This is a genomic window from Streptomyces djakartensis (assembly GCF_014651075.1).
Lineage (GTDB): Bacteria > Actinomycetota > Actinomycetes > Streptomycetales > Streptomycetaceae > Streptomyces > Streptomyces djakartensis.
Genome location: NZ_BMWE01000004.1, coordinates 356,809 through 382,322, shown reverse-complemented (window position 1 = coordinate 382,322; position 25,514 = coordinate 356,809). Strand labels below are relative to the sequence as shown.

General features: G+C 70.2%; 19 protein-coding genes and 1 pseudogene. 14 read left to right on the top strand and 6 right to left on the bottom strand.

Annotation, left to right across the window (positions count from 1 at the left end; translation table 11 throughout):
* Positions 1-15: 15 nt before the first annotated feature.
* Both IE212_RS09625 and IE212_RS09620 read left to right on the top strand, forming a co-directional pair.
* Positions 16-987, top strand: coding sequence for an aldose epimerase family protein (locus IE212_RS09625; protein WP_190197309.1), 972 nt, complete (start codon positions 16-18; stop codon positions 985-987).
* Between the two features lie 285 nt (positions 988-1,272).
* Positions 1,273-2,508, top strand: coding sequence for a pyroglutamyl-peptidase I (locus IE212_RS09620; RefSeq protein WP_190197308.1), 1,236 nt, complete (start codon positions 1,273-1,275; stop codon positions 2,506-2,508).
* Here IE212_RS09620 and IE212_RS09615 read toward each other — a convergent pair.
* Positions 2,459-3,286 carry an EI24 domain-containing protein gene (locus IE212_RS09615; protein WP_190197307.1) on the bottom strand — a complete coding sequence of 276 codons (828 nt, stop codon included), beginning with the start codon at positions 3,284-3,286 and terminating at the stop codon, positions 2,459-2,461. The genes IE212_RS09620 and IE212_RS09615 overlap by 50 nt on opposite strands.
* A 208-nt stretch (positions 3,287-3,494) precedes the next feature.
* Here IE212_RS09615 and IE212_RS09610 point away from each other — a divergent pair, with 208 nt between their 5' ends.
* Entirely contained in the window at positions 3,495-4,640 is a 1,146-nt protein-coding gene (locus IE212_RS09610; RefSeq protein ID WP_190197306.1) for a serine hydrolase domain-containing protein, read from the top strand.
* A 64-nt stretch (positions 4,641-4,704) separates the two neighbouring features.
* Here the strand turns inward: IE212_RS09610 and IE212_RS09605 are convergent, their stop codons facing one another.
* Entirely contained in the window at positions 4,705-5,727 is a 1,023-nt protein-coding gene (locus tag IE212_RS09605) for an NADP-dependent oxidoreductase (protein WP_190197305.1), read from the bottom strand.
* A 102-nt stretch (positions 5,728-5,829) separates the two neighbouring features.
* On the opposite strand from IE212_RS09605, the gene IE212_RS09600 reads away from it, so the two are divergent.
* A complete protein-coding gene (locus IE212_RS09600) occupies positions 5,830-6,273 on the top strand; it encodes a MarR family winged helix-turn-helix transcriptional regulator (protein ID WP_190197304.1) in 444 nt (147 codons plus the stop codon).
* 347 nt (positions 6,274-6,620) lie between these two features.
* On the opposite strand, the gene IE212_RS09595 is transcribed toward IE212_RS09600, so the two are convergent.
* Positions 6,621-7,418, bottom strand: a complete 798-nt coding sequence (locus tag IE212_RS09595; protein ID WP_190197303.1) for an SCO2400 family protein — start codon at positions 7,416-7,418, stop codon at positions 6,621-6,623.
* 211 nt (positions 7,419-7,629) lie between these two features.
* Here IE212_RS09595 and IE212_RS09590 point away from each other — a divergent pair, with 211 nt between their 5' ends.
* From IE212_RS09590 to IE212_RS09555, 8 genes are all read left to right on the top strand, one after another.
* On the top strand, positions 7,630-8,793 hold the full coding sequence (locus IE212_RS09590; RefSeq protein ID WP_190197302.1) for a mandelate racemase/muconate lactonizing enzyme family protein: 1,164 nt from the start codon (positions 7,630-7,632) through the stop codon (positions 8,791-8,793).
* A 61-nt stretch (positions 8,794-8,854) separates the two neighbouring features.
* A complete protein-coding gene (locus tag IE212_RS09585; RefSeq protein ID WP_190197301.1) occupies positions 8,855-9,892 on the top strand; it encodes a zinc-dependent alcohol dehydrogenase in 1,038 nt (345 codons plus the stop codon).
* A gap of 127 nt (positions 9,893-10,019) precedes the next feature.
* Complete coding sequence (locus tag IE212_RS09580; protein WP_190197300.1) at positions 10,020-10,988, top strand: glycosyltransferase family protein; 969 nt, start codon at positions 10,020-10,022, stop codon at positions 10,986-10,988.
* A 142-nt stretch (positions 10,989-11,130) separates the two neighbouring features.
* Positions 11,131-12,243, top strand: coding sequence for a multiple monosaccharide ABC transporter substrate-binding protein (chvE, locus tag IE212_RS09575; protein ID WP_373301368.1), 1,113 nt, complete (start codon positions 11,131-11,133; stop codon positions 12,241-12,243).
* A 46-nt stretch (positions 12,244-12,289) separates the two neighbouring features.
* Complete coding sequence (mmsA, locus tag IE212_RS09570; protein WP_190197298.1) at positions 12,290-13,840, top strand: multiple monosaccharide ABC transporter ATP-binding protein; 1,551 nt, start codon at positions 12,290-12,292, stop codon at positions 13,838-13,840.
* Positions 13,837-15,081: a multiple monosaccharide ABC transporter permease gene (gene mmsB, locus IE212_RS09565; protein WP_190197297.1), complete on the top strand. Its 1,245-nt coding sequence runs from the start codon at positions 13,837-13,839 to the stop codon at positions 15,079-15,081. Before mmsA ends, mmsB begins: the two co-directional genes overlap by 4 nt.
* A 58-nt stretch (positions 15,082-15,139) precedes the next feature.
* Positions 15,140-16,288, top strand: a complete 1,149-nt coding sequence (locus IE212_RS09560; RefSeq protein ID WP_190197296.1) for an aldose epimerase family protein — start codon at positions 15,140-15,142, stop codon at positions 16,286-16,288.
* Between the two features lie 190 nt (positions 16,289-16,478).
* A complete protein-coding gene (locus IE212_RS09555; protein ID WP_190197295.1) occupies positions 16,479-18,254 on the top strand; it encodes a pyridoxal phosphate-dependent aminotransferase in 1,776 nt (591 codons plus the stop codon).
* A 1,035-nt stretch (positions 18,255-19,289) separates the two neighbouring features.
* Here the strand turns inward: IE212_RS09555 and IE212_RS09550 are convergent.
* Positions 19,290-19,841 (bottom strand): YciI family protein, encoded by a 552-nt coding sequence (locus tag IE212_RS09550; protein ID WP_190197294.1) that lies wholly within the window; start codon positions 19,839-19,841, stop codon positions 19,290-19,292.
* 183 nt (positions 19,842-20,024) lie between these two features.
* On the opposite strand from IE212_RS09550, the pseudogene IE212_RS09545 reads away from it, so the two are divergent.
* Positions 20,025-20,823: pseudogene (locus tag IE212_RS09545) on the top strand (alpha/beta fold hydrolase).
* A 111-nt stretch (positions 20,824-20,934) separates the two neighbouring features.
* Here IE212_RS09545 and IE212_RS09540 read toward each other — a convergent pair.
* Positions 20,935-21,588 (bottom strand): DUF4360 domain-containing protein, encoded by a 654-nt coding sequence (locus IE212_RS09540; RefSeq protein ID WP_190197293.1) that lies wholly within the window; start codon positions 21,586-21,588, stop codon positions 20,935-20,937.
* Positions 21,589-21,882: 294 nt separating this feature from the next.
* Positions 21,883-22,341: an RrF2 family transcriptional regulator gene (locus tag IE212_RS09535; protein WP_190197292.1), complete on the bottom strand. Its 459-nt coding sequence runs from the start codon at positions 22,339-22,341 to the stop codon at positions 21,883-21,885.
* Positions 22,342-22,421: 80 nt separating this feature from the next.
* Here IE212_RS09535 and IE212_RS09530 point away from each other — a divergent pair, with 80 nt between their 5' ends.
* Entirely contained in the window at positions 22,422-25,397 is a 2,976-nt protein-coding gene (locus IE212_RS09530) for a glycoside hydrolase family 35 protein (protein ID WP_190197291.1), read from the top strand.
* Positions 25,398-25,514: the final 117 nt, after the last annotated feature.

Below are 25,514 nucleotides of genomic sequence, written 5' to 3'. Positions count from 1 at the left end.
CTTAGAGTTCCGCACATGAACGAACTCTTCGGCACACTTTCCGACGGCACGCCGGTGCACCGTTGGACCTTGGAGCGTGCGGGTGTCCGGGTTCGGATCCTTTCCTACGGCGGGATCGTGCAGTCCGTGGAGGTGCCGGACCGGGACGGGCGAGCGGGGAACGTGGTGCTGGGGTTCCCGGACCTCGACGGCTACCTCGCCCACCCGGACCCGTACCTCGGGGCCCTGATCGGGCGTTACGCCAACCGGATCGCCGGTGCCCGTTTTCCGCTGGACGGACGAACCTACGCGCTCGAACCGAACAACGGACCGAACTCGCTCCACGGTGGGGCGCGCGGCTTCGACAAGCGCGTGTGGGAGGGGACGCCCGTCGAACACGGTGTGCGGCTCGCACGGGTCAGCCCGCACGGGGAGGAGGGTTTCCCGGGGCGGCTGGCGGTCTCGGCGACCTGCACGCTCGAAGAGAGCGGCGCGCTGCGGATCGTGTACGAGGCGGTGACGGACGCGCCGACCGTGGTGAACCTGACGAACCACAGCTACTTCAACCTGGGCGGCTCCGGCGACGCGGGCGGTCACGAGCTGCGGCTTGCGGCGTCCCGATACACCCCCGTCGACGCGGACCTGATCCCGACCGGCGTCCTCGAGGACGTGACCGGTACCCGTTTCGACTTCCGTGAGGCCCGCAAGGTGGGCGCCGGCTACGACCACAACTTCGTGCTCGACAAGGGCGTGGCGGATGTTCCGGTGCAGGTCGCCGAGCTGCACGATCCGGCGTCCGGGCGGGTACTGACGGTGGCGACCACCGAGCCCGGACTCCAGCTGTACACGGCCGACCACCTGGGCGAGCCCTTCGCGCCCGGCGACGGCATCGCGCTGGAGACCCAGCACTTCCCCGACTCCCCGAACCGGCCGGAGTTCCCGACGACGGTACTGCGGCCGGGCGAGGTGTACCGGTCGGAGACGGTGTACGGGTTCGGCGCCCGTTAGGGGTCCCCGCAACACGAGCCCCGGCCCGGGGGTCAGGTCCCGGACCGGGGCTGCTCGGTGGGGAACCCGTCCCGGATCAGACGTTAATCGTCGCGGCGCTCCCGCGGCCCGTGATCGAGCGCCCCTCCTGGACCTCGTACCAACCCTTCACACACGACCACGACATCGTCGTCTCGACGGAACACCACGCGGACCCCCGCCCATGGCGTCGCCCCCATCCGCCACGCGATACTTCGGCCGTCCGGCACCACGCCCCCCAACCGTCCACGGAAGGCCTGAACACCCTTGACCTCCATACGCGTTCGCCTCGGCGTCCTGGGCCTCGCCCTGCTGACCGGCCTCGCCACCCCGACGACCGCCGGCGCCGCCGGGGCGGCGGTCCCCTCCCCCACCGTCGAGGAACAGCGGCTCGACAAGGACGTTCCGCGGGAGATTTTGCGCCGCTCCGGATTCGACACCGCGGCCCCGCGCTTGGCCGCGGCGCTCGACTCGGCGGGCTCCTACGCGCAGGCCCACCGGACCGTCGCGCGGGAAGGGTCGCGGTTGTGGCGGCTGGCCGTGGACCGGGCGCAGGGACGTGGGCCCGCGGGTGGGGACCTGAGCCGGGACGACGACCGGCCGCTGTACTGGGCACGGCTCGCCATGACGCGTGAAGTGCGCACCTGGGACCCGGGGTTCGGGCTGACGGACGACCAGCGGGCCGCGCTGCTGGACGAGCTGGAGCGCACCTCGCGCGGTCAGACGGCCATCCGCTACCCCCGTGCCCAGGGCCTGAAGCGGATCCTGCTCACCGGGTTCGACCCGTTCACCCTCGACCGGGACATCCGCATCTCCAATCCCTCGGGCGCCACCGCGCTCGCCCTCGACGGCACGGTCATCGAGACGGCGGACGGCCCGGCCCGGATCGAGACGGCCGTGTTCCCGGTGCGCTGGGGGGACTTCACGGCCGGGACGGTGGAGCGCACACTGCGGCCGTACCTGCCGCAGGCCGATCTGGTCACGACCGTGAGCCAGGGCCGGGTGGGGAGGTTCGACATCGAGCGCACCAACGGGGCCTGGCGGGGCGGGTTCGGGGACAACGACAACATCGGCCGCACCGAGACGGTGCCCGTCACCGATCCGGCCTCGCAGCCGCAGTGGACGACGACCACACTGCCGTACCGGGAGATCGCCGCCGCGGACACCGGCCGCTTCCCCGTGTACGACAACACGAGCGTCACCGAGATCCCGGCGGGCGGCACCCAGCCCGTCGTCCGCCCGGACGGACCGACCCCGGGCTCGACCGCTCGCGCGGGCGGCGGCGGGGACTACCTCTCCAACGAGATCGCCTACCGGGCGACGCTGCTGCGGGACCGGCTGGGGCTGCACGACCGCCTGCCGGGCGGGCATGTGCACACGCCCGTCCTGCAGTTCGGCGCGGGGAACACCACCCAGGTCACCGACCCGGAGTTCGTGCGGAACCGGCTGGACATCATCGCCCAGGTGAGGGCCATCCTGAAGGTGGCCGCGGAGCAGCGGTGACGGCCCCGTCGTCCTCCTCGCCGTCCTCCCGGATCTCCTCACCGAGCAGGTCCCGCGCCATGAGGGTGGCGCCCGCGACCGCGCCCGGCATCAGGAACACCGCGACGAACGGCACCAGGAAGGCCGCGGCCAGGGGCGTGCCGAAGCCCCAGACCAGGGTCTTGCGGGAGCGCAGCAGGCCGAGGCGGGTGCGCAGTTCGACGCGGCGGCGCTGGAGGGCGACGGCGGTCAGTTCCTCGGTGAGGAAGAACCCGGTGACGAAGACCCCGATCACCGGCACCACGGTCTGGCCGGCCACGGGAACGAAACCGCACGCGAACAGCAGCACGCCCCACAGGGCGGCGCGGACGACGATCCGGAGACTGTCCCGGGCGGAGATCCACAGTTCACGCCCGAGCGACAGGCCCGACTCGGGGGCATGGCCGTCCGGGGAGACGTCCCGGTCGACCTTCTCGGAGAGGTTCTCGTAGAAGGGCTGTCCGATCAGCAGCGTCACCGCGGTGAACGTCACGACCGCGAGGAGCAGCGCGAGCGCGAACAGCACGACGGTCAGGAAGCCCCGGAAGAGCCCGAGCCACGGGCTCGACCAGTCGTCGGCGAACGGTGTCGCCCAGGCCACGGCGTCCTCGCCCCACCACGCCAGCGCGACGAGCGCCGCCGCGTACAGCACGAGGGTGATCAGGCCCGGCAGCATGCCGAAGCCGTAACTCCTGCCGTGCCGGGCCACCCATCGCTGGCCCTTCAGCAGGTACCGGAAACCCACCCCGAAATCGCGCATGGGAAAACCCTATCGGGGCAGGCGGGCCACCTCCCCGCAGGGCCGTTGAGTCGAACAGGTACGCCACGCCGTACCGATCTCAGCAAGGCCCGAAAAGCTCACGAAGCCCTGGAGGAGGCACTCTCCCGGGACCACCCGAAGGGGGAAATTCCCGCAGGTGGCGGGGGCATGGTTGACAGTGGCACGGCGCTTCAGTTGAGGAGAGCGGATGACGCAGGAGATCCACGGCACCACAGCCGACGGCTTCGAGGGGGTGCGCGAGGAGTTCGCGGCGTTCGTGGCCGGGGAGCGGCCCGACTACGAGGGCCAGCTGTGCGCCTACGTCCACGGCCGCAAGGTCGTGGACCTGTGGGCCGGGACCGAAGCGGACGCCCTCTACGGTGTGTTCTCCTCCACCAAGGGCGCCGCCTACCTGGTGGTGGCCCTCCTGGTTCAGGACGGCACGCTCGAACTGGAGCGCAAGGTGACCTACTACTGGCCGGAGTTCGCGGCCGAGGGCAAGGGCGTCCTGACCCTGCGCGACCTGCTCGCGCACCGGGCGGGCGTGGTCGGCACGGACACCGGTTTCACCCTGGCGGAGCTGGCCGACGACCGCCAGCTCGCCGAACGCCTCGCCGACCAGCGGCCGTTCTGGCGTCCCGGCACGGCGTTCGGCTATCACGCGCTGGTCAGCGGGGCCCTGGTGGGTGAGATCGTCCGCCGCGCCACGGGGCGCACGCTCCAGGACGTCTACCAGGAACGGGTCAGAACGCCCTACGGCCTGGACTTCCACCTCGGCCTGCCTGCGTGCCACGAGCCCCGCTTCCGCCCCACCCAGCCGATGGAACCGGCACCGGAACAGCAGGCGGCCCTCGACGCGGTCCCGGACGGCCCGCACACCCTCGCCTCCATCGCCTTCAACCGCAACGCGCCCGAGCCGACCGATCTGGCCTCGCTGCCGAACACACCGCTGGTGCGCGCCAAGGGCCCGGCGTCGGTGGGCGGGGTCGCGTCCGCGCGCGGCCTGGCCGGGATGTACGCGGCGGCGATCAGCGAGGTGGGCCAGCAGGCCCCGCTGCTCAAGCCGGACACCGTCGCGGAGTTCGGCCAGCTCCACTCGGTCGGCTACGACCTGGTGGCACGTGCCCACAAGTCGTTCGGCCTGGGTTTCCAGACCACTTCCGACACGTGGCACCCGTTCCTCGGCGCCGGCACGATCGGGCACAGCGGCGCGAGCGGCTCGCAGGCCTTCGCGGACCCGTGGACCGGCCTCGCCTACGGCTACACACGCCGCCGGTTCGCCTTCCCCGGCGGGGCGGCCCCGGAGAACGACCGACTGGCGCGCGCGGTCCACCGGGCGACGCTCGCCCTCTGACACCGCCACGGAGAAGGCCGCACCCACATCCAGGGGTGCGGCCTCCGTGTGTGCCGTCCGGGCGTCAGAGCTTGACGATCATCTTCCCGGTGTTGTCGCCGCGCAGCACACCCAGGAACGCCTCGAGGTTGTTCTCGATGCCCTCCACGACGGTCTCCCGGTACTTCAGCTCACCGGAGGCGACCCACGGGGCGACCTCCTGCACGAACTGCGGCTGCAGGTCGTAGTGGTCCCCGACCAGGAAGCCCTCGATACGGCCGCGCGTCTGGATGAGGCGGGCGAGGTTCTTCGGGCCCGGGGCGGGCTCGGTGTTGTTGTAGACGGAGATCATCCCGCAGACGGCGATCCGTCCGCCCTGGTTGAGGGAGCCGATGGCGGCCTCCAGGTGGTCACCGCCGACGTTGTCGAAGTAGACGTCGATCCCGTCCGGGGCGGCCGCGCGCAGCTGCTCGGCGACGGGCCCGTCCTTGTAGTTGAACGCGGCGTCGAAGCCGTACTCCTCCTTGAGGAGCTTCACCTTCTCGTCCGAACCGGCGGAGCCGATGACCCGCGAGGCGCCCTTCAGCTTGGCGATCTGGCCGACCTGCCCGCCCACGGCGCCGGCGGCGCCGGACACGAACACGACGTCGCCCTCCTTGAAGGCGGCGGTGCGCAGCAGCCCCGCGTAGGCGGTGAGACCGGTCATGCCGAGCACGCCGAGGTACGCCGACAGCGGTGCGGCGTCGGCGTCCACCTTCACGGCGTTCTTCGCGGCCACGACGGCGTACTCGCGCCACCCGAAGAAGTGCAGTACGTGATCCCCGACGGCCAGCCCCTCCGCGTTCGAGGCGACGACCTCGCCGACCGCGCCGCCCTGCATGGCCTTGCCGAGCTCGAACGGGGCGACGTAGGACTTCGCGGAGCTCATACGTCCGCGCATGTACGGGTCCACGGAGAGGTACTTGTTCCGCACGAGGACCTGCCCCTCACCCGGCTGCGGAACCTCCGCCTCGACGAAGGCGAAGTCCTCGGGCTTCGGCCAGCCGACGGGGCGGCTCACCAGATGCCACTCGCGGCTCACGGCGGGGAGGGTCGGGGTGTCGGTCATGATGCGCCTGTCCTCACTGACTCGATGCGAATATTTCAGTACCTGAAACAACCATGCTCCTGAAAATTTCAGGTTGTCAAATAACCGGGTACCCTCGATTCCATGGCCTCGCCCACACCGACCCCCCTGAACACCCGACCCGACCCCCTGACCCTCGAGGTCGTCGAACTCATAGGGGAGGTCGTGGCCCGGTTCCACGAGGACTACGAGGAGGCGGCGGCGGAACACGCGCTCACGGGCGCGCAGGCGCGGTTGCTGAGCCTGCTGTGCCTTGAGCCGCTGCCGATGCGCAGGCTCGCGCAGCGGCTGAAGTGCGAGCCGTCGAACGTGACCGGGATCGTGGACCGGCTGGAGGCGCGGGGGCTGGTGGAGCGGCGGCCGGACCCGGCGGACCGGAGGGTGAAGGTGGCGGCGGCGACGGCGGAGGGGCGGCGGGTGGCTCGGGGGTTGCGGGAGTCGCTGCGGTTCGCGCGGGAGCCGCTCGCCGGGCTTTCGGAAGCGGAGCGGGTTGCACTGCGGGATGCGTTGCGGGGGATGCTGGGGTGAGGTCGGGGCGCTGCGGTGCTCGGCGTTGCCGGGTGCTCGGCGTTGGTGCTGGGGGCGGGGCGTTGCGCGGCCCGGCGTCGCGGGGTGCCGCTGAGCCCACCCGTGCCGCCCCAGCGGCACGACTGCCCGCAGCTAGGGCGGCCACGACGCGCCGCAGCGGCGGGGCGACTGCCCGCAGCTAGGACGGCGTGCAGCCGCGTACGCACGGAAGGGGACGTGTCGGGGGGTGTCCGCCCGCAGCGGTTGGCGCGTCAACGGACCAGTCACTCGTTATCCGACTGAGTCGCGCCGTTCCGAGGACGGACACCCCCCGGCGCGGCCCCGACCCCCCACCCCGCGAGTAGGCGCTAAGTGCACCACCACAGGAACCTGTTGCACGTCTGCGACGGAGACGGTTCCGGCGTCGGGACCGGAGTCGTCGGGTCGGGACTGCGCGTCGGAGCCGGAGGCGGCGGGGCGGCAGTGGGAGCCGAGGCCGGGCGGCTCGGGGACGGGCCGGACGGAGTCGCTTCGGGCTTCTTCGAGGGCTTGTCGTCCTCCGCCGCGTCCTTCGACTTCTCCGGCTTCGGGGAGACGGAAGCCGACGGGGTGTCAGACGCCGCCGCCGAAACGGACTTCGACGCCCCAGCACGCTCCGGGCGGCGGCCCGCCTCCGGCGACGCGTCACCGTCCGCCGACTCATCCTCGGCCGCCGCCGGCTTCGGCGTGGCCTTGGGCGCGTCCATCCCGAGCTCCGCGAGGCTCAGCCCGCCCGCCGCCAGCACGAACCCCGCCGCGACGAACAGGGTCCGACGCCGCCGCCGTCGGTGCGCCGCGGCTTTCCGGTCCCGCCGGCTCGCCCCGCCCGGCCTCTCAGCGGCCGGCCCGCGTCCACGCCGCCGGGCAGCACGCCCCGGCGGGTCGCCGTCCGCGTCATCGCCGTACTCGTCATCGCCGTACTCGTCATCGCCGTCCGCGTCACCGCCGTACTCGTCGCGCTCGCCGTCCGGCGCTTCCGCCTCCTCCGACCCCTGCGGCACGGCAGCATCGTCGTCGTACCCGCCGTACTCCGGCTCACGCCAGCGCAGCGATTCCGCTGAGGTGCCACACCCGGGGCAGGCCAGCGCGCCGTTGAGGTGCCGTCGGCACGGGTCGCAGTAGTCCATGACGCGGGAAGGTTAAGTTCCCCCTCGGTAACGTTCCTAGATCCAGCTGTGAAGGTTCTGTACGGACACCTCGCCCCCGCGGTTTCGAAACTGTCGAAACCGTTATGCGCGCGACCCATTGACACCCCCACCGCCCCGTCCTTACTGTCACGCCAACATTTCGAACGCATGACGAAATATCGAACAAGACGAGCTGCGAGGGACAACCGCCGTGCGCATCACCGGAATCAGCACACACGTGGTCGGGACGCCGTGGCGCAACCTGACGTACGTCCAGGTGCACACCGACGAGGGGATCACCGGAGTCGGCGAGACGCGGATGCTGGGACACACCGACGCCCTTCTCGGTTACCTGCGGGAGGCCCAGGTCAACCACATTCTCGGCTCGGACCCCTTCGCTGTCGAGGACCTCGTCAAGCGGATGAAGTACGGCGACTACGGCCGTGCGGGTGAGATCGTGATGTCCGGAATCGCCGTGATCGAGATGGCCTGCTGGGACATCAAGGGCAAGGCCCTCGGCGTCCCCGTCTGGCAGCTGCTGGGCGGCAAGGTCACCGACAAGGTCAAGGCGTACGCCAACGGCTGGTACACGACCGAGCGGACTCCCGAGGCGTACCACAAGGCCGCCCAGGGCGTGATGGAGCGCGGCTACCGGGCGCTCAAGATCGACCCCTTCGGCACCGGCCACTTCGAGCTCGACCACGAGCAGACCCTGTACGCCGTCTCCCTCATCGAGGCGGTCCGGGACGCCATCGGCCCCGAGGCCGAGCTGATGCTGGAGATGCACGGCCGCTTCTCCCCCGCCACGGCCGTACGCCTGGCCAAGGAGCTCGCGCCGTTCAAGCCGGCGTGGCTGGAGGAGCCGGTCCCGCCGGAGAACCTCAAGGCCCTGGAGAAGGTCGCCGCCAAGGTCGACATGCCGGTCGCCACCGGCGAGCGCATCCACGACCGGATCGAGTTCCGCGAGCTGTTCGAGAGTCAGGCCGTGGACATCATCCAGCCGGACGTCGGCCATATCGGTGGAATCTGGGAGACCAGGAAGCTCGCGGCGACGGCGGAGACCCACTACATGCTGGTGGCTCCCCACAACGTGGGCGGCTCCGTCCTGACCGCCGCCTCCCTCCAGGTCGGCTTCACCTCCCCGAACTTCAAGATCCTCGAGCACTTCAACGACTTCGCGGACGCGGAGATCAAGAAGGTGATCAAGGGCGCCCCGCAGGTGAACCCGGAGGACGGCTGCTTCCACCTCTCCGACGCGCCCGGTCTCGGCGTCGAACTGGACGTCGACGCCGCCGCCGAGTTCCCCCAGCAGCAGGCCCGCTTCGACCTCTGGGCGGAGGGCTGGGAGCAGCGGAAGCCGAAGGGCACGCAGTGACCTCCCGGACCCCGGAAACCCGGAACCGGCAACCGAAACCTTCGAAAACCCAGGGAGCGACGTGAGCACCGCCGACGCGAACACCGCGCCCGACGCGCACACCGCGGTCGTCATCGACGCCCCGGGCGAGCACCGCCTCGTCCCGCACGAGCCCCGGCGGCCCGAGGCCGGCGAGGCGCTGGTCCGCGTCCACGCCTCCGGCATCTGCGGCAGCGACCGCGAGGTCTATCAGGGCAACCGCCCCGAGGGGTACGTGCGTTACCCGCTCACCCCGGGCCATGAGTGGTCCGGGACGGTGGAGGCCGTGGGCGCCGGTGTGCCCGGGTCCCTCGTCGGCCGCAAGGTCGTCGGTGAGGGCTTCCGCAACTGCCAGGTCTGCGACCGCTGCCACGCGGGCGACACGACGCTGTGCACGGCGGGTTACGAGGAGACCGGGTTCACCCAGCCGGGCGCGATGGCGGCCACGCTGACGCTCCCGGCCCGTCTCCTGCACGTCCTCCCGGACGACTGCGACCTCACGGCCGCGGCCCTCCTGGAGCCCGCCGCCTGCATCGCGGCCGCCGCGCTGAAGGCGAACGCGCGGCCCGGCGAGCGCGTCGCCGTGGTCGGCACCGGCACGCTCGGCATGTTCGCCGTGCAGTTCCTGAAGGCGAACTCGCCGGCCGAGCTGCTGGTCGTCGGGACCCGGAACGACCGCGAGGCGCTGTCGAGGCGGTACGGCGCCACGGACTTCCGGACCAAGGACCAGGATCTCCCGGACGACTTCGACGTGGTGATCGAGACGGCCGGGTCCGCGGATGCCGCCCAGGTCTCCGCAGGCCTGCTCCGGCGCGGCGGCCGACTGGTCCTGACCGGCATTCCGGCGCCCGGCGCCGACGGTCTGGACCCGACCGACCTCGTCGTGAAGCAGCTGGAGGTGCACACCGTCTTCGGTGCTCCGCCGGACGCCTGGGCGCACACGGTGCGGGTGTTCGCCGCCGGTCTGCTCGACCCGCTGCCACTGGTCACGCACGAGCTGCCGCTCTCCGAGTTCTCACAGGCCATCGAGCTGGTGGGAGCCGGTGACCCGAAGGTGGGCAAGGTGTTGCTCCGCCCCTAGACGTACGCCGGTACGGGAGCAACCTGACGGCTCTCGTACCGGCGTACACCCCCCTTGCCGTCACCCGGGCCTCGCCCTACCCAGAGCCGCGAACCTCGTCCGAAATATCGAACCAAAGGACATTCCTGTGACCGACGCTTCCGCCACGGCAGCCCGCAGGCCCGGTGAGCAGGCGCTCACCGCGCTGGGCCTGAACGCGCCCGCCCTCGACCCCGCCGACGCCTCGCCGCACTCCTTCCCGGGCGGCGGCCGCTGGCGCACCGAGATCCCCTCGTGCGAGGGCCCCGAGGCACTGGCGGTGGTCCTGAAGGAGGCCTCGCGGCTGGACGTGCCGATCCACCGGATCAGCCAGGGCAGCGGCGTGTGGATGCTGACCGACGCCGAGATCACCGAGATGGTCGAGTCGACGGCTGAACGCGACATCGAGCTCTGCCTGTTCACCGGCCCGCGCGGCACGTGGGACATCGGCGGCTCGACGCGCTCCGACTCACGGGGGGCCGGACTGCGCGCCCGGGGGCACGACGCCGTCGCGGGATGCGTCGAAGACGCCGTGCGGGCGACGGAGTTGGGCGTCAAGTGCCTGCTCGTCGCCGACGAGGGCGTGCTGTGGACCCTGCACCGGGCGCGGGTGGCCGGCATCATCCCGGCCGACACCACGCTGAAGGTGTCGGCGCTCATCGGGCCGGTCAACCCGGCGAGTTACGCGGTGTACGAGCGTCTGGGCGCCGACTCGGTCAATGTGCCGAGCGACCTGACGCTCGACCACCTCACCGAGATCCGCCGGCTTTCCGGCGCTCCCATGGACATGTACATCGAGGCCCCCGACGACCTCGGCGGGTACGTGCGGATGTACGAGGTCGCCGAGTTGATCAGACGCGGCGCACCGCTCTACCTGAAGTTCGGCCTCTCCAAGGCACCCGGGATCTACCCGTACGGGCACCACATGCGGGAGTTGACCCTGGCCACCGCCAAGGAGCGGGTGCGGCGCGGGCGGCTCGCCCTGGACCTGCTGGCCCGCCACGGCACGGACGGCGACATGGCGCCGCTGGGGTCGCGACTTCCGGGTGATCTGCAACGGTTCGAAGCCTCGGCATAACGTTCCGGAAACTCGGCTTCACAAAAGAAGACACAGCCAACCACAATCCGACACATCTCTTCTCGGTCTTTCCGGCACGACCACCCGGAGCGACTTCGCGCCTACCGGACCGAGCCCTGCACACAGATCAAGGATGATCATCATGCGCAACCGCAGAGCCGCTCTCGCCGCCATAGCCGGAGCCGCGTCCCTCGCCCTGACCCTGTCCGCCTGCGGCCAGAACAGCGAGGGCGGCAGCAAGGAGGGCGCGGGAGACGCCAAGGGAGGCACCATCGGCGTCGCGATGCCGACCAAGTCCTCCGAGCGCTGGATCCTCGACGGCGACTACGTCAAGAAGAACCTGGAGGCCAAGGGCTACAAGGCCAAGCTGGTCTACGGCGAGGACGACCCGGACCAGCAGGTCTCCCAGGTCGAGAACCTGATCACGCAGGGCGTCAAGGCGCTGATCATCGCCGCCATCGACAACAAGTCGATGAACAACGTGCTCCAGCAGGCCAAGGACGCGGGCATCCCGGTCATCTCCTACGACCGCCTGATCCTCGGCACGAAGAACGTCGACTACTACGCCTCCTTCGACAACGAGAAGGTCGGCGAGCTCCAGGGCACCTACATCGTCGAGAAGCTCGGCCTGAAGGACGGCTCCAAGAAGGGCCCCTTCAACATCGAGCTGTTCGCCGGCTCCAACGACGACAACAACACCCGCTACTTCTTCGGCGGCGCGATGAAGGTCCTGCAGCCGTACATCGACAAGAAGCAGCTCGTCGTCCGCTCCAAGCAGACCAAGCTCAACCAGGTCACCACCCTGCGCTGGGACGGCGGCACCGCCCAGAAGCGCATGGACGACATCCTGACCTCGGCCTACAAGACCGAACGCGTCGACGCCGTCCTCTCTCCCTACGACGGCATCTCCATCGGCATCCTGTCCGCGCTGAAGTCCGACGACTACGGCTCGAAGAGCAAGCCGCTGCCGGTCGTCACCGGCCAGGACGCCGAGGTCGCCTCCCTGAAGTCGATCGAAGCGGGCCAGCAGACCCAGACCGTCTTCAAGGACACCCGCGAACTCGCCAAGGTGGCCACGAACATGGTCGACGCGGCGCTGAACGACAAGAAGCCGGAACTCAACGACACCAAGACCTACGACAACGGCGTGAAGGTCGTGCCCGCGTACCTGCTGAAGCCCGTGAGCGTCGACAAGTCCAACTACCAGAAGGTCGTCATCGACTCCGGCTACCACAAGGCCGGCGACCTCAAGTAGTCCCCGCCACTGACCGACGATTCACCACTGACTGGAAGGCACGACCATGGCGGGACCCGTCCTGGAAATGCGCTCGATCGTCAAGACCTTTCCCGGCGTCAAGGCGCTGTCGGACGTCACGCTGACCGTCCGGCAGGGCGAGGTCCACGCCATCTGCGGGGAGAACGGCGCCGGCAAGTCGACCCTCATGAAGGTCCTCTCCGGCGTCCACCCGCACGGCACCTATGAGGGCGACATCCTCTTCGAGGGGGAGGTCTGCCAGTTCAAGGACATCCGGGCCAGCGAGGAACGCGGCATCGTGATCATCCACCAGGAGCTGGCCCTGGTGCCCTACCTCTCCCTCGCGGAGAACATCTTCCTCGGCAACGAGCACGCCACCCGGGGGATCATCAGCTGGACCGAGACCCTGAAGCACGCCACCGAACTGCTGCGCCGGGTCGGCCTGTCCGACCACCCGGACACCCGCGTCGCCGACATCGGCGTGGGCAAGCAGCAGCTCGTGGAGATCGCCAAGGCCCTGTCGAAGAAGGTGAAGCTGCTCATCCTGGATGAGCCGACCGCCGCGCTGAACGACGAGGACAGCGGCAAACTCCTGGATCTGATCCTGGAGTTGAAGAAACAGGGCATCACCTCGATCATCATCTCCCACAAGCTCAACGAGATCCGCAAGGTCGCCGACTCGGTGACGATCCTGCGCGACGGCCAGACCATCGAGACCCTCGACGTGAAGGCCCCGGAGACCACCGAGGACCGGATCATCAGCGGCATGGTCGGCCGCGACCTGGAGCACCGCTTCCCGGAGCGCTCCCCGCACGAGCCCGAGGAGGGTGTGGCGCCCGCCCTGGAGATCCGGGGCTGGACCGTGCACCACCCGATCGACCAGCAGCGCAAGGTCGTCGACGACGTGTCGCTCCAGGTGCGGCGCGGCGAGATCGTCGGCATCGCGGGCCTGATGGGCGCGGGCCGCACCGAGCTCGCGATGAGCGTCTTCGGGCGGACCTACGGCCGGTACGCGGCCGGCACGGTCCTCAAGGACGGCACGGAGATCCGTACCAAGACCGTCCCCCAGGCGGTCAAGCACGGGATCGCGTACGTCACCGAGGACCGCAAGCACTACGGCCTCAACCTCATCGACACCATCAACCGGAACATCTCGCTGAGCGCCCTCGGCAAGGTCGCCAAGAACGGTGTGGTCGACGAGCACGAGGAGCGGCAGGTCGCCGAGGGCTTCCGCAAGTCCATGAACATCAAGGCGCCGACCGTCTTCGAGCCGGTGGGCAAGCTGTCCGGCGGCAACCAGCAGAAGGTCGTCCTCAGCAAGTGGATCTTCTCGGGTCCGGACGTGCTGATCCTGGACGAGCCGACGCGCGGCATCGACGTCGGCGCCAAGTACGAGATCTACACGGTCATCGACCAGCTGGCCGCCCAGGGCAAGGCGGTCGTCTTCATCTCCTCCGAGCTGCCCGAGCTGCTCGGCATGTGCGACCGCATCTACACGATGGCCGCGGGGCGGCTGACGGGTGAGTTCTCGCGGGCCGAGGCCTCCCAGGAATCGCTGATGCGTCAGATGACTAAGGACAAAGAGGTAACCCGATGAGCACGGACGTGACCGCCAAGAGCCCGGCCCCCGCGCCGCCGGGCAAGAGTGGAGGGGAGGCGGGCGACGGCCTGCTGGCCCTGGTGATGGACGGCATGCGCCGCAACATGCGGCAGTACGGCATGCTGATCGCCCTGGGCCTGATCGTGGTGCTGTTCGCCGTGTGGACCGACGGCGACCTGCTGCTGCCGCGCAACGTCTCCAACCTGGTGCTGCAGAACAGCTACATCCTGATCCTCGCGATCGGCATGATGCTGGTGATCATCGCGGGCCACATCGACCTGTCGGTCGGCTCGCTGACGGCGTTCGTCGGCTCCATGGCCGCCGTGTTCATGGTCAAACACGACATACCGTGGGTGCTCGCGGTGGTGCTGTGCCTGGCCGTGGGCGCGATCGCCGGCGCCATCCAGGGGTTCTTCATCGCGTACGGCGGCATACCGTCGTTCATCGTGACCCTGGCGGGCATGCTGATCTTCCGCGGTCTCACCGAGATCTTCCTGGAGGGCCAGACCCTCGGCCCGTTCCCGGACGGCCTGCAGAAGGTCGCCAACGGCTTCCTCCCGGAGGTCGGCCCGAAGACCAACTACCACAACCTCACGCTGCTGCTGGGCTTCGCGATGATCGCCTTCGTGATCTTCCAGGAGGTCCGTGACCGCAGGCGGCAGCAGGAGTTCTCGCTCGACGTCCCGCCCACCAAGCTGTTCCTGCTCAAGCTCGTCGCGATCGGCGCCGCCATCCTGACGCTGACGATGCTGCTGGCCAGCTACAAGGGCGCCCCGATCGTGCTGCTCATCCTGGGCGTGCTGCTCGTCGGCTTCGGCTACGTGATGCGCAACGCGATCATCGGCCGCCACATCTACGCCATCGGCGGCAACCTCCCGGCGGCCAAGCTGTCGGGTGTGAAGGACAAGAAGGTCACCTTCCTGGTCTTCCTGAACATGGGCATGCTCGCGGCCCTGGCGGGACTGGTCTTCGCCGCCCGCTTCAACGCGGCCTCTCCCAAGGCCGGCCTCAACTTCGAGCTGGAGGCGATCGCGGCCTCGTTCATCGGCGGCGCGTCGATGAGCGGCGGTGTCGGCACCGTCCTCGGCGCGATCATCGGTGGCCTGGTCCTGGGCGTGCTGAACAACGGTATGAACCTCGTCGGCATCGGCACCGACTGGCAGCAGGTCATCAAGGGCCTGGTGCTGCTGGCGGCGGTCGGGTTCGACGTGTGGAACAAGCGCAAGGTCGGTTCGTAAGTCAGATCGGGGCCCCGCCGGGAAGGCGGGGCCCTCTCCTTATGCGGGAGCCGCACACATGGAACTGAACAGACGCACGGTCATCGCGGGAGCCGCGGCGGCGGGAATGGCCGCCACCACGCTCGGCGGCACGGCGCACGCCACGGGAGGCAGGAAGCCGGTGAAGAAGCTCTTCGGCAAGCTCGCCGACGGCACCAAGGTCTACAGCTGGTCGCTGGAGAACGGCGGCACCCGGCTGAAGGTCCTCTCCTACGGCGGCATCGTCCAGTCCCTGGAGATCCCCGACCGCCACGGCCGCTACGCCAACGTCTCCGCGGGCTTCGACAACCTCGAGGACTACGTCGCCGACAGCCCCTACTTCGGCGCCCTGATCGGCCGCTACGGCAACCGCATCGGCAAGGGCAAGTTCACCCTCGACGGCAAGGACTACCAGCTGTCCGTCAACGACGGCGAGCAGAGCCTGCACGGCGGCGCCAAGGGCTTCGACAAGCGGGTGTGGGACGTCGAGCCGTTCACCAAGGGCTCCGACGTCGGCCTGCACCTGTACTACACGTCCGTCGACGGTGAGATGGGCTACCCCGGCACGCTCAAGACGAAGGTGACGTACACCCTCACCCGGCACGGCGACTGGCGCATCGACTACGAGGCCACCACCGACAAGGCCACCGTCGTCAACCTCACCAGCCACGTCTACTGGAACCTGGCCGGCGAGGGCAGCGGCACGATCGAGGACCACGAGCTGCAGATCGCGGGGTCCCGCTACACGCCCACCGACGCGGGCCTGATCCCCACCGGCGAGCTGGCCAAGGTCGCGGGCACGCCCTTCGACTTCCGCAAGGCCAAGCCGATCGGCCGGGACATCCGCGTCTCCCACCCGCAGCTGGTCACCGCCAAGGGCTTCGACCACAACTGGGTCCTCGACAAGGGCCTCACCACCCGCCCCGAGCACGTGGCCACCCTGCACGACCCGGCCTCCGGCCGCACCCTGAAGATCGCCACGAACGAGCCCGGCCTGCAGTTCTACTCCGGCAACTTCCTCGACGGCACCCTGACCGGCCCGTCCGGCCGCACCTACCGTCAGGGCGACGCGCTGTGCCTGGAGACGCAGCACTTCCCGGACTCGCCGAACAAGCCGAAGTTCCCCTCGACCGTGCTCCGGCCCGGACAGACGTACCGGACGACGACGATCCACACGTTCGGCTGCTGAGGCCACTGAGGCGAACTGAGGCCACGGACAAGCCTGTAAAGGCAAGACACAAGTTCTTACGTGTTTCCCGACGTTTGAACAGTGTCACCGTGACCTCCGTATGAAAGGGCGGCCCGCGCTCCCCCGCGCGGGCCGCCCTTAAACGTCGGGTCCCGCCGTCCCCCACGGGCCCGCCTCATACGGAGGTTCCATGGCCGACAACGTCACGTCGCTGTTCCGCAGCACCGCGGCGCACAGCCCGTCGATGGCGGCGTTGACACGTGAGGGCGGCGACGGCGCCGGGCCCGTGGACTTCTGTATCCCCTGCAACCCGTACTTCCCCACCCCGGCCATGTTCGAGGACATGGCGGGCAGGCTGCGCGACATCATCACGTACTACCCGAGCAGCGCCGACACCATCACGGCCGAGCTGTGCAGCCTGCTCCAGCTGCCGCCGCAGTGCGTGGCGATGGGCAACGGCTCCACCGAGCTCATCACCTGGATCGACCACCTCCTGGTCCGCGAGTCCCTCGCCGTCCCCGTCCCCACCTTCGGCCGCTGGACCGACCAGCCCATGGAGACCGGCAAGCGGGTCGACATGTTCCCGCTCCAGGAGTCCAGCGGCTTCGCCCTCGACCTCGCCCAGTACGCCGAGTTCATCCGGGCCCGCGGCACCCGCGTCGCCGTCATCTGCAACCCCAACAACCCCGACGGCGGCTTCCTCCACAAGCACGCCATCGTCCAGTTCATGGACGCCATGGCCGACCTCGACCTGGTCGTCATCGACGAGTCGTTCCTGGAGTTCGCGGACGCCGAGGCGGAGCCGTCCGTCGTCCAGGAGGCGATGCTGCGACCCAACGTCGTCGTGCTGCGCAGCCTCGGCAAGAACTTCGGCCTGCACGGCATCCGCTTCGGCTACCTGGTCGCCAACCCGGCGCTCGCGGGCCGCATCCGCGCGATGCTGCCGAAGTGGAACCTCAACTCCTTCGCCGAGCACGTCGTCTTCATGCTCAAGGAGCACGGCAGCGAGTACGCGCAGAGCCTCCAGCAGGTGCGCCGCGACCGCCTCGACATGGCCAGCCAGCTGTCGGCCCTGCCCGGTCTGACGGTCTACCCGTCCCAGGGCAACTTCCTCTTCGTGCGCCTCCCCGTGGGCGCCGAGGGCACCGTGGTCCGGGACCGGATGCTCACCGAGCACCGGATCCTGGTCCGCGAGTGCGGCAACAAGATCGGCTCCTCCAGCCGCTTCCTGCGTCTCGTTGTGCGCCCCCAGGTGGACGTGCGTCGCCTGGTGTCCGGCCTGGAACAGGTGCTCTACGGGACGTCCAGGAGGGGAGCCGCCGTACCCGAGCTGAGCAATGGGACCAGCTACAGCTCGGGTACGGCGGCAGTGGACCGTCTGGTGAGCGAGACCAACGGGGCCGGTGTGCGGGGCCTTGCCGCTCAGGCCGCCGGTATCGGTGGCCCGGGCCCCGTCGCCGCCCCGGCCGTCGGCACGGGCATGCCGCTTCCCGCGGCGGCGTCCACGGGTGCCGTGCCGGCGGCTGCCGCGGGTCCCGTACCGGCGGCACCGGCCGCCGGGGGCATACCCGGCGTGCCGGGCGGCGGCATGCCGATGCCTGCAGCCGCGAGGATGGGGCAGCAGCAGATACCGCAGGCCGTGCCCCAGCAGGTACCGCAGCAGGTACCCCAGCCAGTACCGCAGCCGGTACCCCAGCCCATGCCCTCGCCGGCTCAGCCGTTGGCCCCCGTGGCACAGGCCCCCACCCCGGCCCCGGTCCCTGCTCCGGCTCCCGTACCCACGCCGACCCCCGTACCGGCGCCCGCGCCGGTTCCGGCCGCCACCGGGCCCACGCCGCCGGGAGTTCCCGCGCGGGGCGGGCTGACCGCCGCTCAGGTCAGGGGAACGAACGGCTTGTCCCCGGCGCCGGCCACAGGCTGGCCGGGGACGCAGAGCTGGCCCAACGCGGCGGGCATGGGGGCATAGGGCGGCCCCCGAGCTGTACTCACGTACGTCACGAAGTGACTGTCGGGGCCACTCGCTTCTTTGCCAGTGTCGTGCTTCCACGGCCTGCCTCAAGGGCGCTGCACTCCGCTGCGCTGCGTTCCGCGTCGCCTTCGGCGATGGCCCTGCGGGCCACCCTTGACCCAGTCCGCTCCAGCACGTGAGAGAAGCGAGCGAGCGGCCCGGAAAAGCGGGTGGCCAAGGCACGCCGCCCCCTTCGGTCGGATGCCTGGCCGCTCGGCGAGGAGGGGCGCGGTCGCGCCTCGCCAGCACGCCGGGTGGGCTTGGCGGCGAACCGTGGGTGGGGGTTCGGACTACCGTGATCGGTGGGTGCGTCGGATCGGCACGGGCCGACTCGGAAACGGGCACGGGCACGGGGTGATTCGGGGGTCCGGAGCAGCAAGTGGAGCGTTTGTGCCAAGGACCGGTGCGAAAGCGCAGGTCAGCGAGAGAGCCCGTGGCACAAATGCTCCAATTCCCCACTCCCACGCCACTTCCCGACCCCATCAGTACCCCTCACCACCAACGACCCCCGCAAAGCGGCCCCACCAACCCACCGAAGGCCGCCGATCCCACCGACCCACCGAAGGCCGCCGCTCCCACCCGGCGTGCCCCCACCCACCCAACGCGGCAGGGGGGCGCCGCCACACCACCCACCCACAGATGGCCGCTGAGCCCACCCGGCGTGCTGGCGAGGCGCGACCGCGCCCCCAATCGCCGAGCGGCCACTCAGCCGACTGGAGGGGCCAAGTGGCCTGGGACCCCGCTTTCCCCGGGCCGCCCGCTCGCTTCTCTCACGTGCTGGAGCGGACTGGGTCAAGGGTGGCCCGCAGGGCCATCGCCGCAGGCGACGCGGAACGCAGCGCAGCGGAGTGCAGCGCCCTTGACGCAGGCCGTGGAAGCACGACACTGGCAAAGAAGCGGGCGGCCCCGACAGTCACTTCGTGACGTACGTGAGGAACGACGCCCGGGTCGCAGGACATCGACCGGCTACGCCGGTGGCTGCGGGGCCGCTTGTCACCGACGTCCGCCGAACTCCCACGCGTGCACCTCGATGTCCACGTACTGCCCGTGCGTCAGAACCCCACGTGCCGCCTCGGCATCCGGAGCCCGCACCAGCGCCGCAGTGCCCAGCCAGGCGGCACCGTCGTCGGAAAGCAGTGGCCCGTACGCGATCAGTTCGTCCGCGTGGCCGCAGGGAAGCTCGATATCGGCTGCGGGGCCCGTGCCGAAACCGAGTACCAGGTAGCGACTGCCGGCCGTCGGGCCGCCGGGGAAGTCCCACATGGTGCGCCCCAGCAGGTTGCGCCAGCGGCGCAGCAGTACGTCCCGGTACACGCCGGCCTGGTAGTTGGGCTCGTCGAAGGCGAAGGCCCGGGCGGCGGTGGGGTCCGGCAGGTCGACGATGTGGATACTGCCGGTGGGGGTTTCGCCGTCGTCGGCGAAGGTGGGGCCGCGAGCGATCAACGAGTCGGCGTACTGGTCCATGTAGGACCAGTGGTCCTCCACCAGTTTCACGCGCAGGGGCAGGGAGTCGGGCCGGTCGCGGTGGTAGCAGAGGAACTCCATGCCCGAGGAGCCTGCACGACCGTACGCCGGACCTCAACTGCCTTTAGGCTTCCGGTCGAACGGCCGAACGGCCAAATGACCGAACGGCCGCGCAGCCGAACACCCGAAACGCCCGAACGCCCGAACGCCCGAACGCCCGAACGCCCCAACGCCCAAATCCGCCCTACCGCAGGCGAGCAGACCGTGCGCTGTGCCTCCGTGACCCCCGAGGGCGATCTCATCCGTTGGGTCGAGCTGCCGGGGCAGGAGCCGCCGCGGGTGTACGTGCATGGGCTGGGCGCCACATCACCCGCCTACGTCACGGAAGTCGCGGTCGATCCGAGACTGGCTGGTAGGCGGTCGCTGTTGGTCGATCTCCTGGGGCACGGCATCAGCGACCGGCCGACCACGTTCGACTACACGCTGGAGTCGCATGCCGACGCGCTCGCCGCCGCCCTGGGAGAGGCCGGTGTAGCGGGTGCCGAGGTCATCGCCCATCGCCCACAGCATGGGCGGTTCCGTGGCGATCGTGCTGGCCGCCCGCCATCCTCACCTGGTGTCACGACTGGTGCTGGTAGACGCCGATCTCGACCCCGTTCCGCGTGCGCCCGGTTCGTCCGGCAGCAGCGGTATCGCCTTCTACTCGGAGCAGGAGTTCGTCGCCGGCGGCGGGTGGGAGGAGGTCCGTGACCGGGTCGGTGTCCACTGGTGGTCGACCATGCGTCTGGCCGGGCGCGAGGCCCTGCACCGCAGCGCGTTCCATCTCACGCGCGGCACGGCCCCCACCATGCGCGAGCTCCTGCTGGCTGGACCTGAGGATCCCGCGCACCTTTCTCCTCCCCGAGACCGATGGGCCCCTCCCGGGTGCCGACGCTCTCACCGAGGCCGGGGTGTCCGTCGTCGCGATCCCCGACTGCGGCCACAACACTGCGGCCACAACATCATGCTGGACAACCCGGAGGGGTTCGTGCGGGCGACAGCTTCGGCGCTCGGGGAACAGTAGCGGAGCGCCAGCGGAGCGCCAGCGGAGCGCCAGCGGAGCGCCAGCGGAACGGCAGCGGAGCGGCAGTCGAGTACGGCCCACCGGTCCGGCGGGCCGCCCCCGTTCACACGGTCAGGACTTCTTCGGGCACTCCTTCCACGCCAGGTGGTACACCGTGCTGATGTCCCCGTCGGTGGAGTCCATCGTCATGAAGCTGACCTTGTTGGCCGACTGGGTGCCGGCGGTGACCCGGAGTTCGGTGTTGATGTTGAAGTTGCGCTGGACCCCGCAGGGGGCGTAGACGAGTTGGGCCCAGTCGGTCTCGTCGGTGGCCTGCCAGTTGTCGTTGTAGGGGCCGCTGAAGGGGTGGTTCCTGGACACCGTGCTCGGTGAGCCCTGGAAGTAGTACGAGGCTCGCTGTGAGCCGCTCGCGCCGGGCTGGAGGGAGGCGAAGCCCCGGTAGTCGGCGCTCGCGATGGCGTAGGTGAAGCCGCCGGGGACGTGGACGATCAGGCTGAGCTGGCAGTTCCGGCGGAACGCGGTCGGATCGGAGCCACCGCCGGCCTGGGCGAGGTAGTCGCTGTAGGTCACGGTGAACGCCGTGTTGTCCTCGGAGACGGCGACCGCCGCCGTGCCCTGCGGGCAGCCGGAGCCGTTCACGGTGGCGACCTTGATGACGATCTTGTCCGGGGGCGGGTCGACGAACCCGGAGGACGGGGATTGTGCGGGGAGTGCGCTGGTGAGGAGCGCTGCGATCGCGCCGCTCAGGAGCAGGCCACCGGCCATGGTTCTCCCATCCGTTCGTGGGGGGTGGAACACGAGGTGAGCATGATCATGTCAAGACGACAGCACATGCGCCCCCGACCTGTGACCATTCCATGAAGGTGCTGTGAAGGCCGGGAGCGGTCGCATCGTACGCAGGGTGGGAGGGGGTGGCCAGGGCGGTCTCCGGCCATTCACAGTGGCGGGTTCACGGGTGTCGCCGGCCGGCGCATAAGGTGCGGTAGCAGTGCGTCAGCTCCAGGACACCCCGAGGACCCGATGAGGATCATCCGCCGGCTCCCCAGCGGACGCGGCCCGTCACGGGTTCTCCCAGGCCGCCGGTTCCGCGGCCAGCCGCTCCACCGCATCCGGCAGCTCCCCTGCCGCGAGGTCCGCGACCGTCACGCCCTCCAGGATCCTGCGCACATTGGCCCGCAGGGCGATCCACAGCGGCAGCAGCGGCTCGGCGGTGCCGGTGTAGGCGAGGCCGGTCGGGCGCTCGCCGCGTACCGAGACGATGGGGCCGTCCACGGCCCGGATCACGTCCGCGACCGTGATCTCTGCGGCCTCGCGGGCCAGCCGGTAGCCACCGCCCCCGCCGCGCCGGCTGTCGACGACTCCCCCGCGCCGCAGATCGCCGAGGATTCCCTCGAGGAACTTGTGGGGGATGTCCTGCGCGGTGGCGACGGTCTCCGCCTTGACCGGCCCTTCCCCCTGCCTGACGGCCAGTTCCACGACCGCTCGTACCGCGTAGTCCGCTCGTGCAGAGATCCTCATAGGACCATTGTCGTGGTCGGTCCCTGGACAATGACGCACCACACCACGTACGGCACGGCAGCACAACAGGAGGCGCTCCCTTGGAGCTCAGCAGGCGTACCTTCCACGCTCTCGCAGGCACGGCGGCGCTCGGCTTCGCGCTGACCGGCAGCGGGTCGCCGACCTCCGCCAACGCGTCACGTCCGGTGCCCACCGGCCCGCCACCGCCCGTGCCGAGCGCGGACGGCGGGCGGCACGAGATCGGCTTCGACCGGCACTCGCTGCTGGTCGACGGCCGGCGTCTGGTGCTCTGGTCGGGCGAGATGCACCCCTTCCGGCTGCCGAGCCCGTCCCTGTGGCGGGACGTGCTGGAGAAGATGCGTGCCCACGGCTACAACGCCGTCAGTGTGTGCGTCGCGTGGAACTACCATTCCTCCGCTCCCGGACGGTACGACTTCACCGGGGTGCGCGACCTCGACCTGTTCCTGCGGATGGCGGCGGAGACCGGTCTGTACGTGATCGTGCGGCCCGGTCCGTACATCAACGCGGAGGTCGACGCGGGTGGCTTCCCGGGCTGGCTGACCGCGACCGAGGGCACCGCCCGGACCTCCGACCCGACGTATCTGCGGTACGTCGACGAGTGGCTGACCGCCGTCAACGCCGTCGTGGCGAAGCGGCTGTTCACCCGGGGCACGGGCACGGTCCTGCTGTACCAGATCGAGAACGAGTACGACGCGCACGTGGACGAGCCGGCCGGGCGCGCCTACATGTCGTACCTGTACGAGAAGGTCCGCGCCGACGGCATCGACGTACCGCTGTTCCACAACGACAAGGGGCGGAACGGGTTCTGGGTCCCGGGGTCGTTCGGTACGGGCGGTGAGAAGGGGCGGTGGCTGTACGGGTTCGACGGGTATCCGGAGCCGGACGAGGTGCCGCCCGACTGGGGGCACTTCGGCCCCGGCGGGGCGAAGGGCGGGGCCACGGCCAGTCCGCGGACGCCGGGGTTCGTGCCCGAGTTCGGCGGGGGCTGGTTCGACCCCTGGGGCGGCTCCCGGTTCGGCGGGAAGGGGTACGCCGAGGCGCGCCGGACCCGGGACGGGGCGTACGAGCGGCGCTTCTACCTCACCAACCTCGCCAACGGCATCACGCTGCACAACGTCTACATGACGTTCGGCGGCACCTCCTGGGGCTGGCTGCCCGCCCCGGCCGTCTACACCTCGTACGACTACGGGGCCGCTTTCGACGAGGCCCGCAACGCCACCCCCAAGCTCGCCGCGATGCACCGGATCGGGCAGTTGCTGCGGCACGTGCCGGACCTCGCCAGGCTGAACCGGGCCAGGGCCGTGCGCGCCACGGACAAGCGGATCAAGGTCTACCACCTCACCAACCCCGACACCGGGGCCCACGTCTACGTCCTGCGCAACGACTCCGGCGAGGCGGTCACCACGACGCTGCCGGACGCCGGGATCGACGTGCCGGTCACGGTCCCGGCGCGGGACGCCAAGTTGATCGCCGCCAACCTGAGGCTCGGCAGGCGGACGATGGTGCACTCCACGGTGCAGCCCATGTTGAGTCTGACCGCCGGACGGCAGGACCTCGCGGTGTTCGCGGGAGCCCACGGCGATCTGGCGCAGGTCGTGCTGGACTGCCCGGACGAACCGACGCCGATGCGGCTGGATCCGGAGCCGGCGTGGGCGTACAACCTCGGCAAGCTGAACATCAGCGTTCCGCTCGGCGCCGGCGGTCTGAGCCGGGTGATGGTCGAGGGCGACGGCGTGGACACGCCGATGCTGATGCTGTTCGCCGACGACGCGACGGCCCTGCGGCTCTGGCCGTACGAGACCCCGTCCGGCCGGCTCCTGGTCTACGGTCCGGCGCTGCTGCGGTCGGCCGAGCTGCGCGGCTCGACGGTCCACCTCACCGGCGACACCATCGGGGCGACCGGCCTGGAGGTGTGGGGGCCGCGCGGGATCACCCATGTCACGTGGAACGGGCGCGCGGTGCCCACGCGGCTCAGCGCCTCCGGCAGTCTGCTGGCGCTCCGGCCGCTGCCCGGCGTGACCCGGCCGGTCCTGCCCGCGCTCGACGGCTGGCGGCGGCGGACCGAGAACCCGGAGTCCGAGCCGGACTTCGACGACTCGGGATGGACGACGGCCGACAGGAGGACGACCTTCAGCACCACCCCTGTGCCCGAGGGCCAGCCGGTGCTGTTCGCCGACGACTACGGCTTCCACTACGGCGACGTCTGGTACCGGGGCGAGTGGACGGACGGCGGCGGCGTCGAGTCCGTGTCCCTCGCCTACAGCACGGGCACGCAGGGCCTGTTGATGGCCTGGCTGGACGGTGAGCCGCTCGGCACGCACCGGATGCCGGTGCCGGACGAGGACCGGGCCCGGCAGGGGACGTGGACGGCCAGGGCCGCGTTCGGCATCCCGGAGGAACTGCGGAAGAGGTTCCGTGAGCAGCGTGGGAGGAGTGAGCGGCATGTGCTGTCCGTGCTCGTCCGGCGGATGCAGCACGACATGGACGGCGAGGCGCTCGACACGCACAAGGCGGCGCGGGGACTGACCGCCGTCACCTTCGAGGGCGCCGACCCGGAGGTGACCTGGCGGATCCAGGGCGAGTCCATGCCCGATCCGGTGCGCGGGCCCCTCAACAACGGTGGCCTGTACGGGGAGCGCGAGGGCTGGCACCTGCCCGAGTACGACGACGGGGACTGGAAGGACGCCGGGCTCCCCCGGGCCGACCGGAGACAGGGGGTCACCTGGTACCGGACGGACTTCCGGCTGGACGTCGACCCGGGCGTCGACGCCTCGCTGGGTCTCGTCCTCGACGACGACCCGGACCGCGCCTACCGCGTGCAGATCTTCCTCAACGGCTGGAACATGGGCCAGTACATCAACGATGTGGGGCCGCAGCACACGTTCGTCCTGCCGAACGGGATTCTGCGCACACGTGGCTCCAACACACTGGCGTTGGCGGTGTTGTCCGACGGGACCACACCGTCGGGGCCGGGGGATGTGCGGTTGACCGTGCTGGGCGCGGCGGCGGGAGGGGTGCCGGTCAGGCCTGTGTGACCGGATCGAGCCGTCCCCGTGCCTTGTCTTCTCCGGCACGCTGGTTCAGCCTGTTGGCCTTCCAGGGGTGCCGACAGGGAGGGGAACCTCGTGCGAAGACGGCGTTTCATCGGTGGA

Bases quoted from the DNA above. Each gene is read 5' to 3' on its own strand.
- IE212_RS09625 (WP_190197309.1), top strand. From the start codon at position 16: ATGAACGAACTCTTCGGCACACTTTCCGACGGCACGCCGGTGCACCGT.
- IE212_RS09615 (WP_190197307.1), bottom strand. From the start codon at position 3,286: ATGCGCGATTTCGGGGTGGGTTTCCGGTACCTGCTGAAGGGCCAGCGA.
- IE212_RS09610 (WP_190197306.1), top strand. From the start codon at position 3,495: ATGACGCAGGAGATCCACGGCACCACAGCCGACGGCTTCGAGGGGGTG.
- IE212_RS09605 (WP_190197305.1), bottom strand. From the start codon at position 5,727: ATGACCGACACCCCGACCCTCCCCGCCGTGAGCCGCGAGTGGCATCTG.
- IE212_RS09600 (WP_190197304.1), top strand. From the start codon at position 5,830: ATGGCCTCGCCCACACCGACCCCCCTGAACACCCGACCCGACCCCCTG.
- IE212_RS09595 (WP_190197303.1), bottom strand. From the start codon at position 7,418: ATGGACTACTGCGACCCGTGCCGACGGCACCTCAACGGCGCGCTGGCC.
- chvE (WP_373301368.1), top strand. From the start codon at position 11,131: ATGCGCAACCGCAGAGCCGCTCTCGCCGCCATAGCCGGAGCCGCGTCC.
- mmsA (WP_190197298.1), top strand. From the start codon at position 12,290: ATGGCGGGACCCGTCCTGGAAATGCGCTCGATCGTCAAGACCTTTCCC.
- mmsB (WP_190197297.1), top strand. From the start codon at position 13,837: ATGAGCACGGACGTGACCGCCAAGAGCCCGGCCCCCGCGCCGCCGGGC.
- IE212_RS09560 (WP_190197296.1), top strand. From the start codon at position 15,140: ATGGAACTGAACAGACGCACGGTCATCGCGGGAGCCGCGGCGGCGGGA.
- IE212_RS09555 (WP_190197295.1), top strand. From the start codon at position 16,479: ATGGCCGACAACGTCACGTCGCTGTTCCGCAGCACCGCGGCGCACAGC.
- IE212_RS09550 (WP_190197294.1), bottom strand. From the start codon at position 19,841: ATGGAGTTCCTCTGCTACCACCGCGACCGGCCCGACTCCCTGCCCCTG.
- IE212_RS09540 (WP_190197293.1), bottom strand. From the start codon at position 21,588: ATGGCCGGTGGCCTGCTCCTGAGCGGCGCGATCGCAGCGCTCCTCACC.
- IE212_RS09535 (WP_190197292.1), bottom strand. From the start codon at position 22,341: ATGAGGATCTCTGCACGAGCGGACTACGCGGTACGAGCGGTCGTGGAA.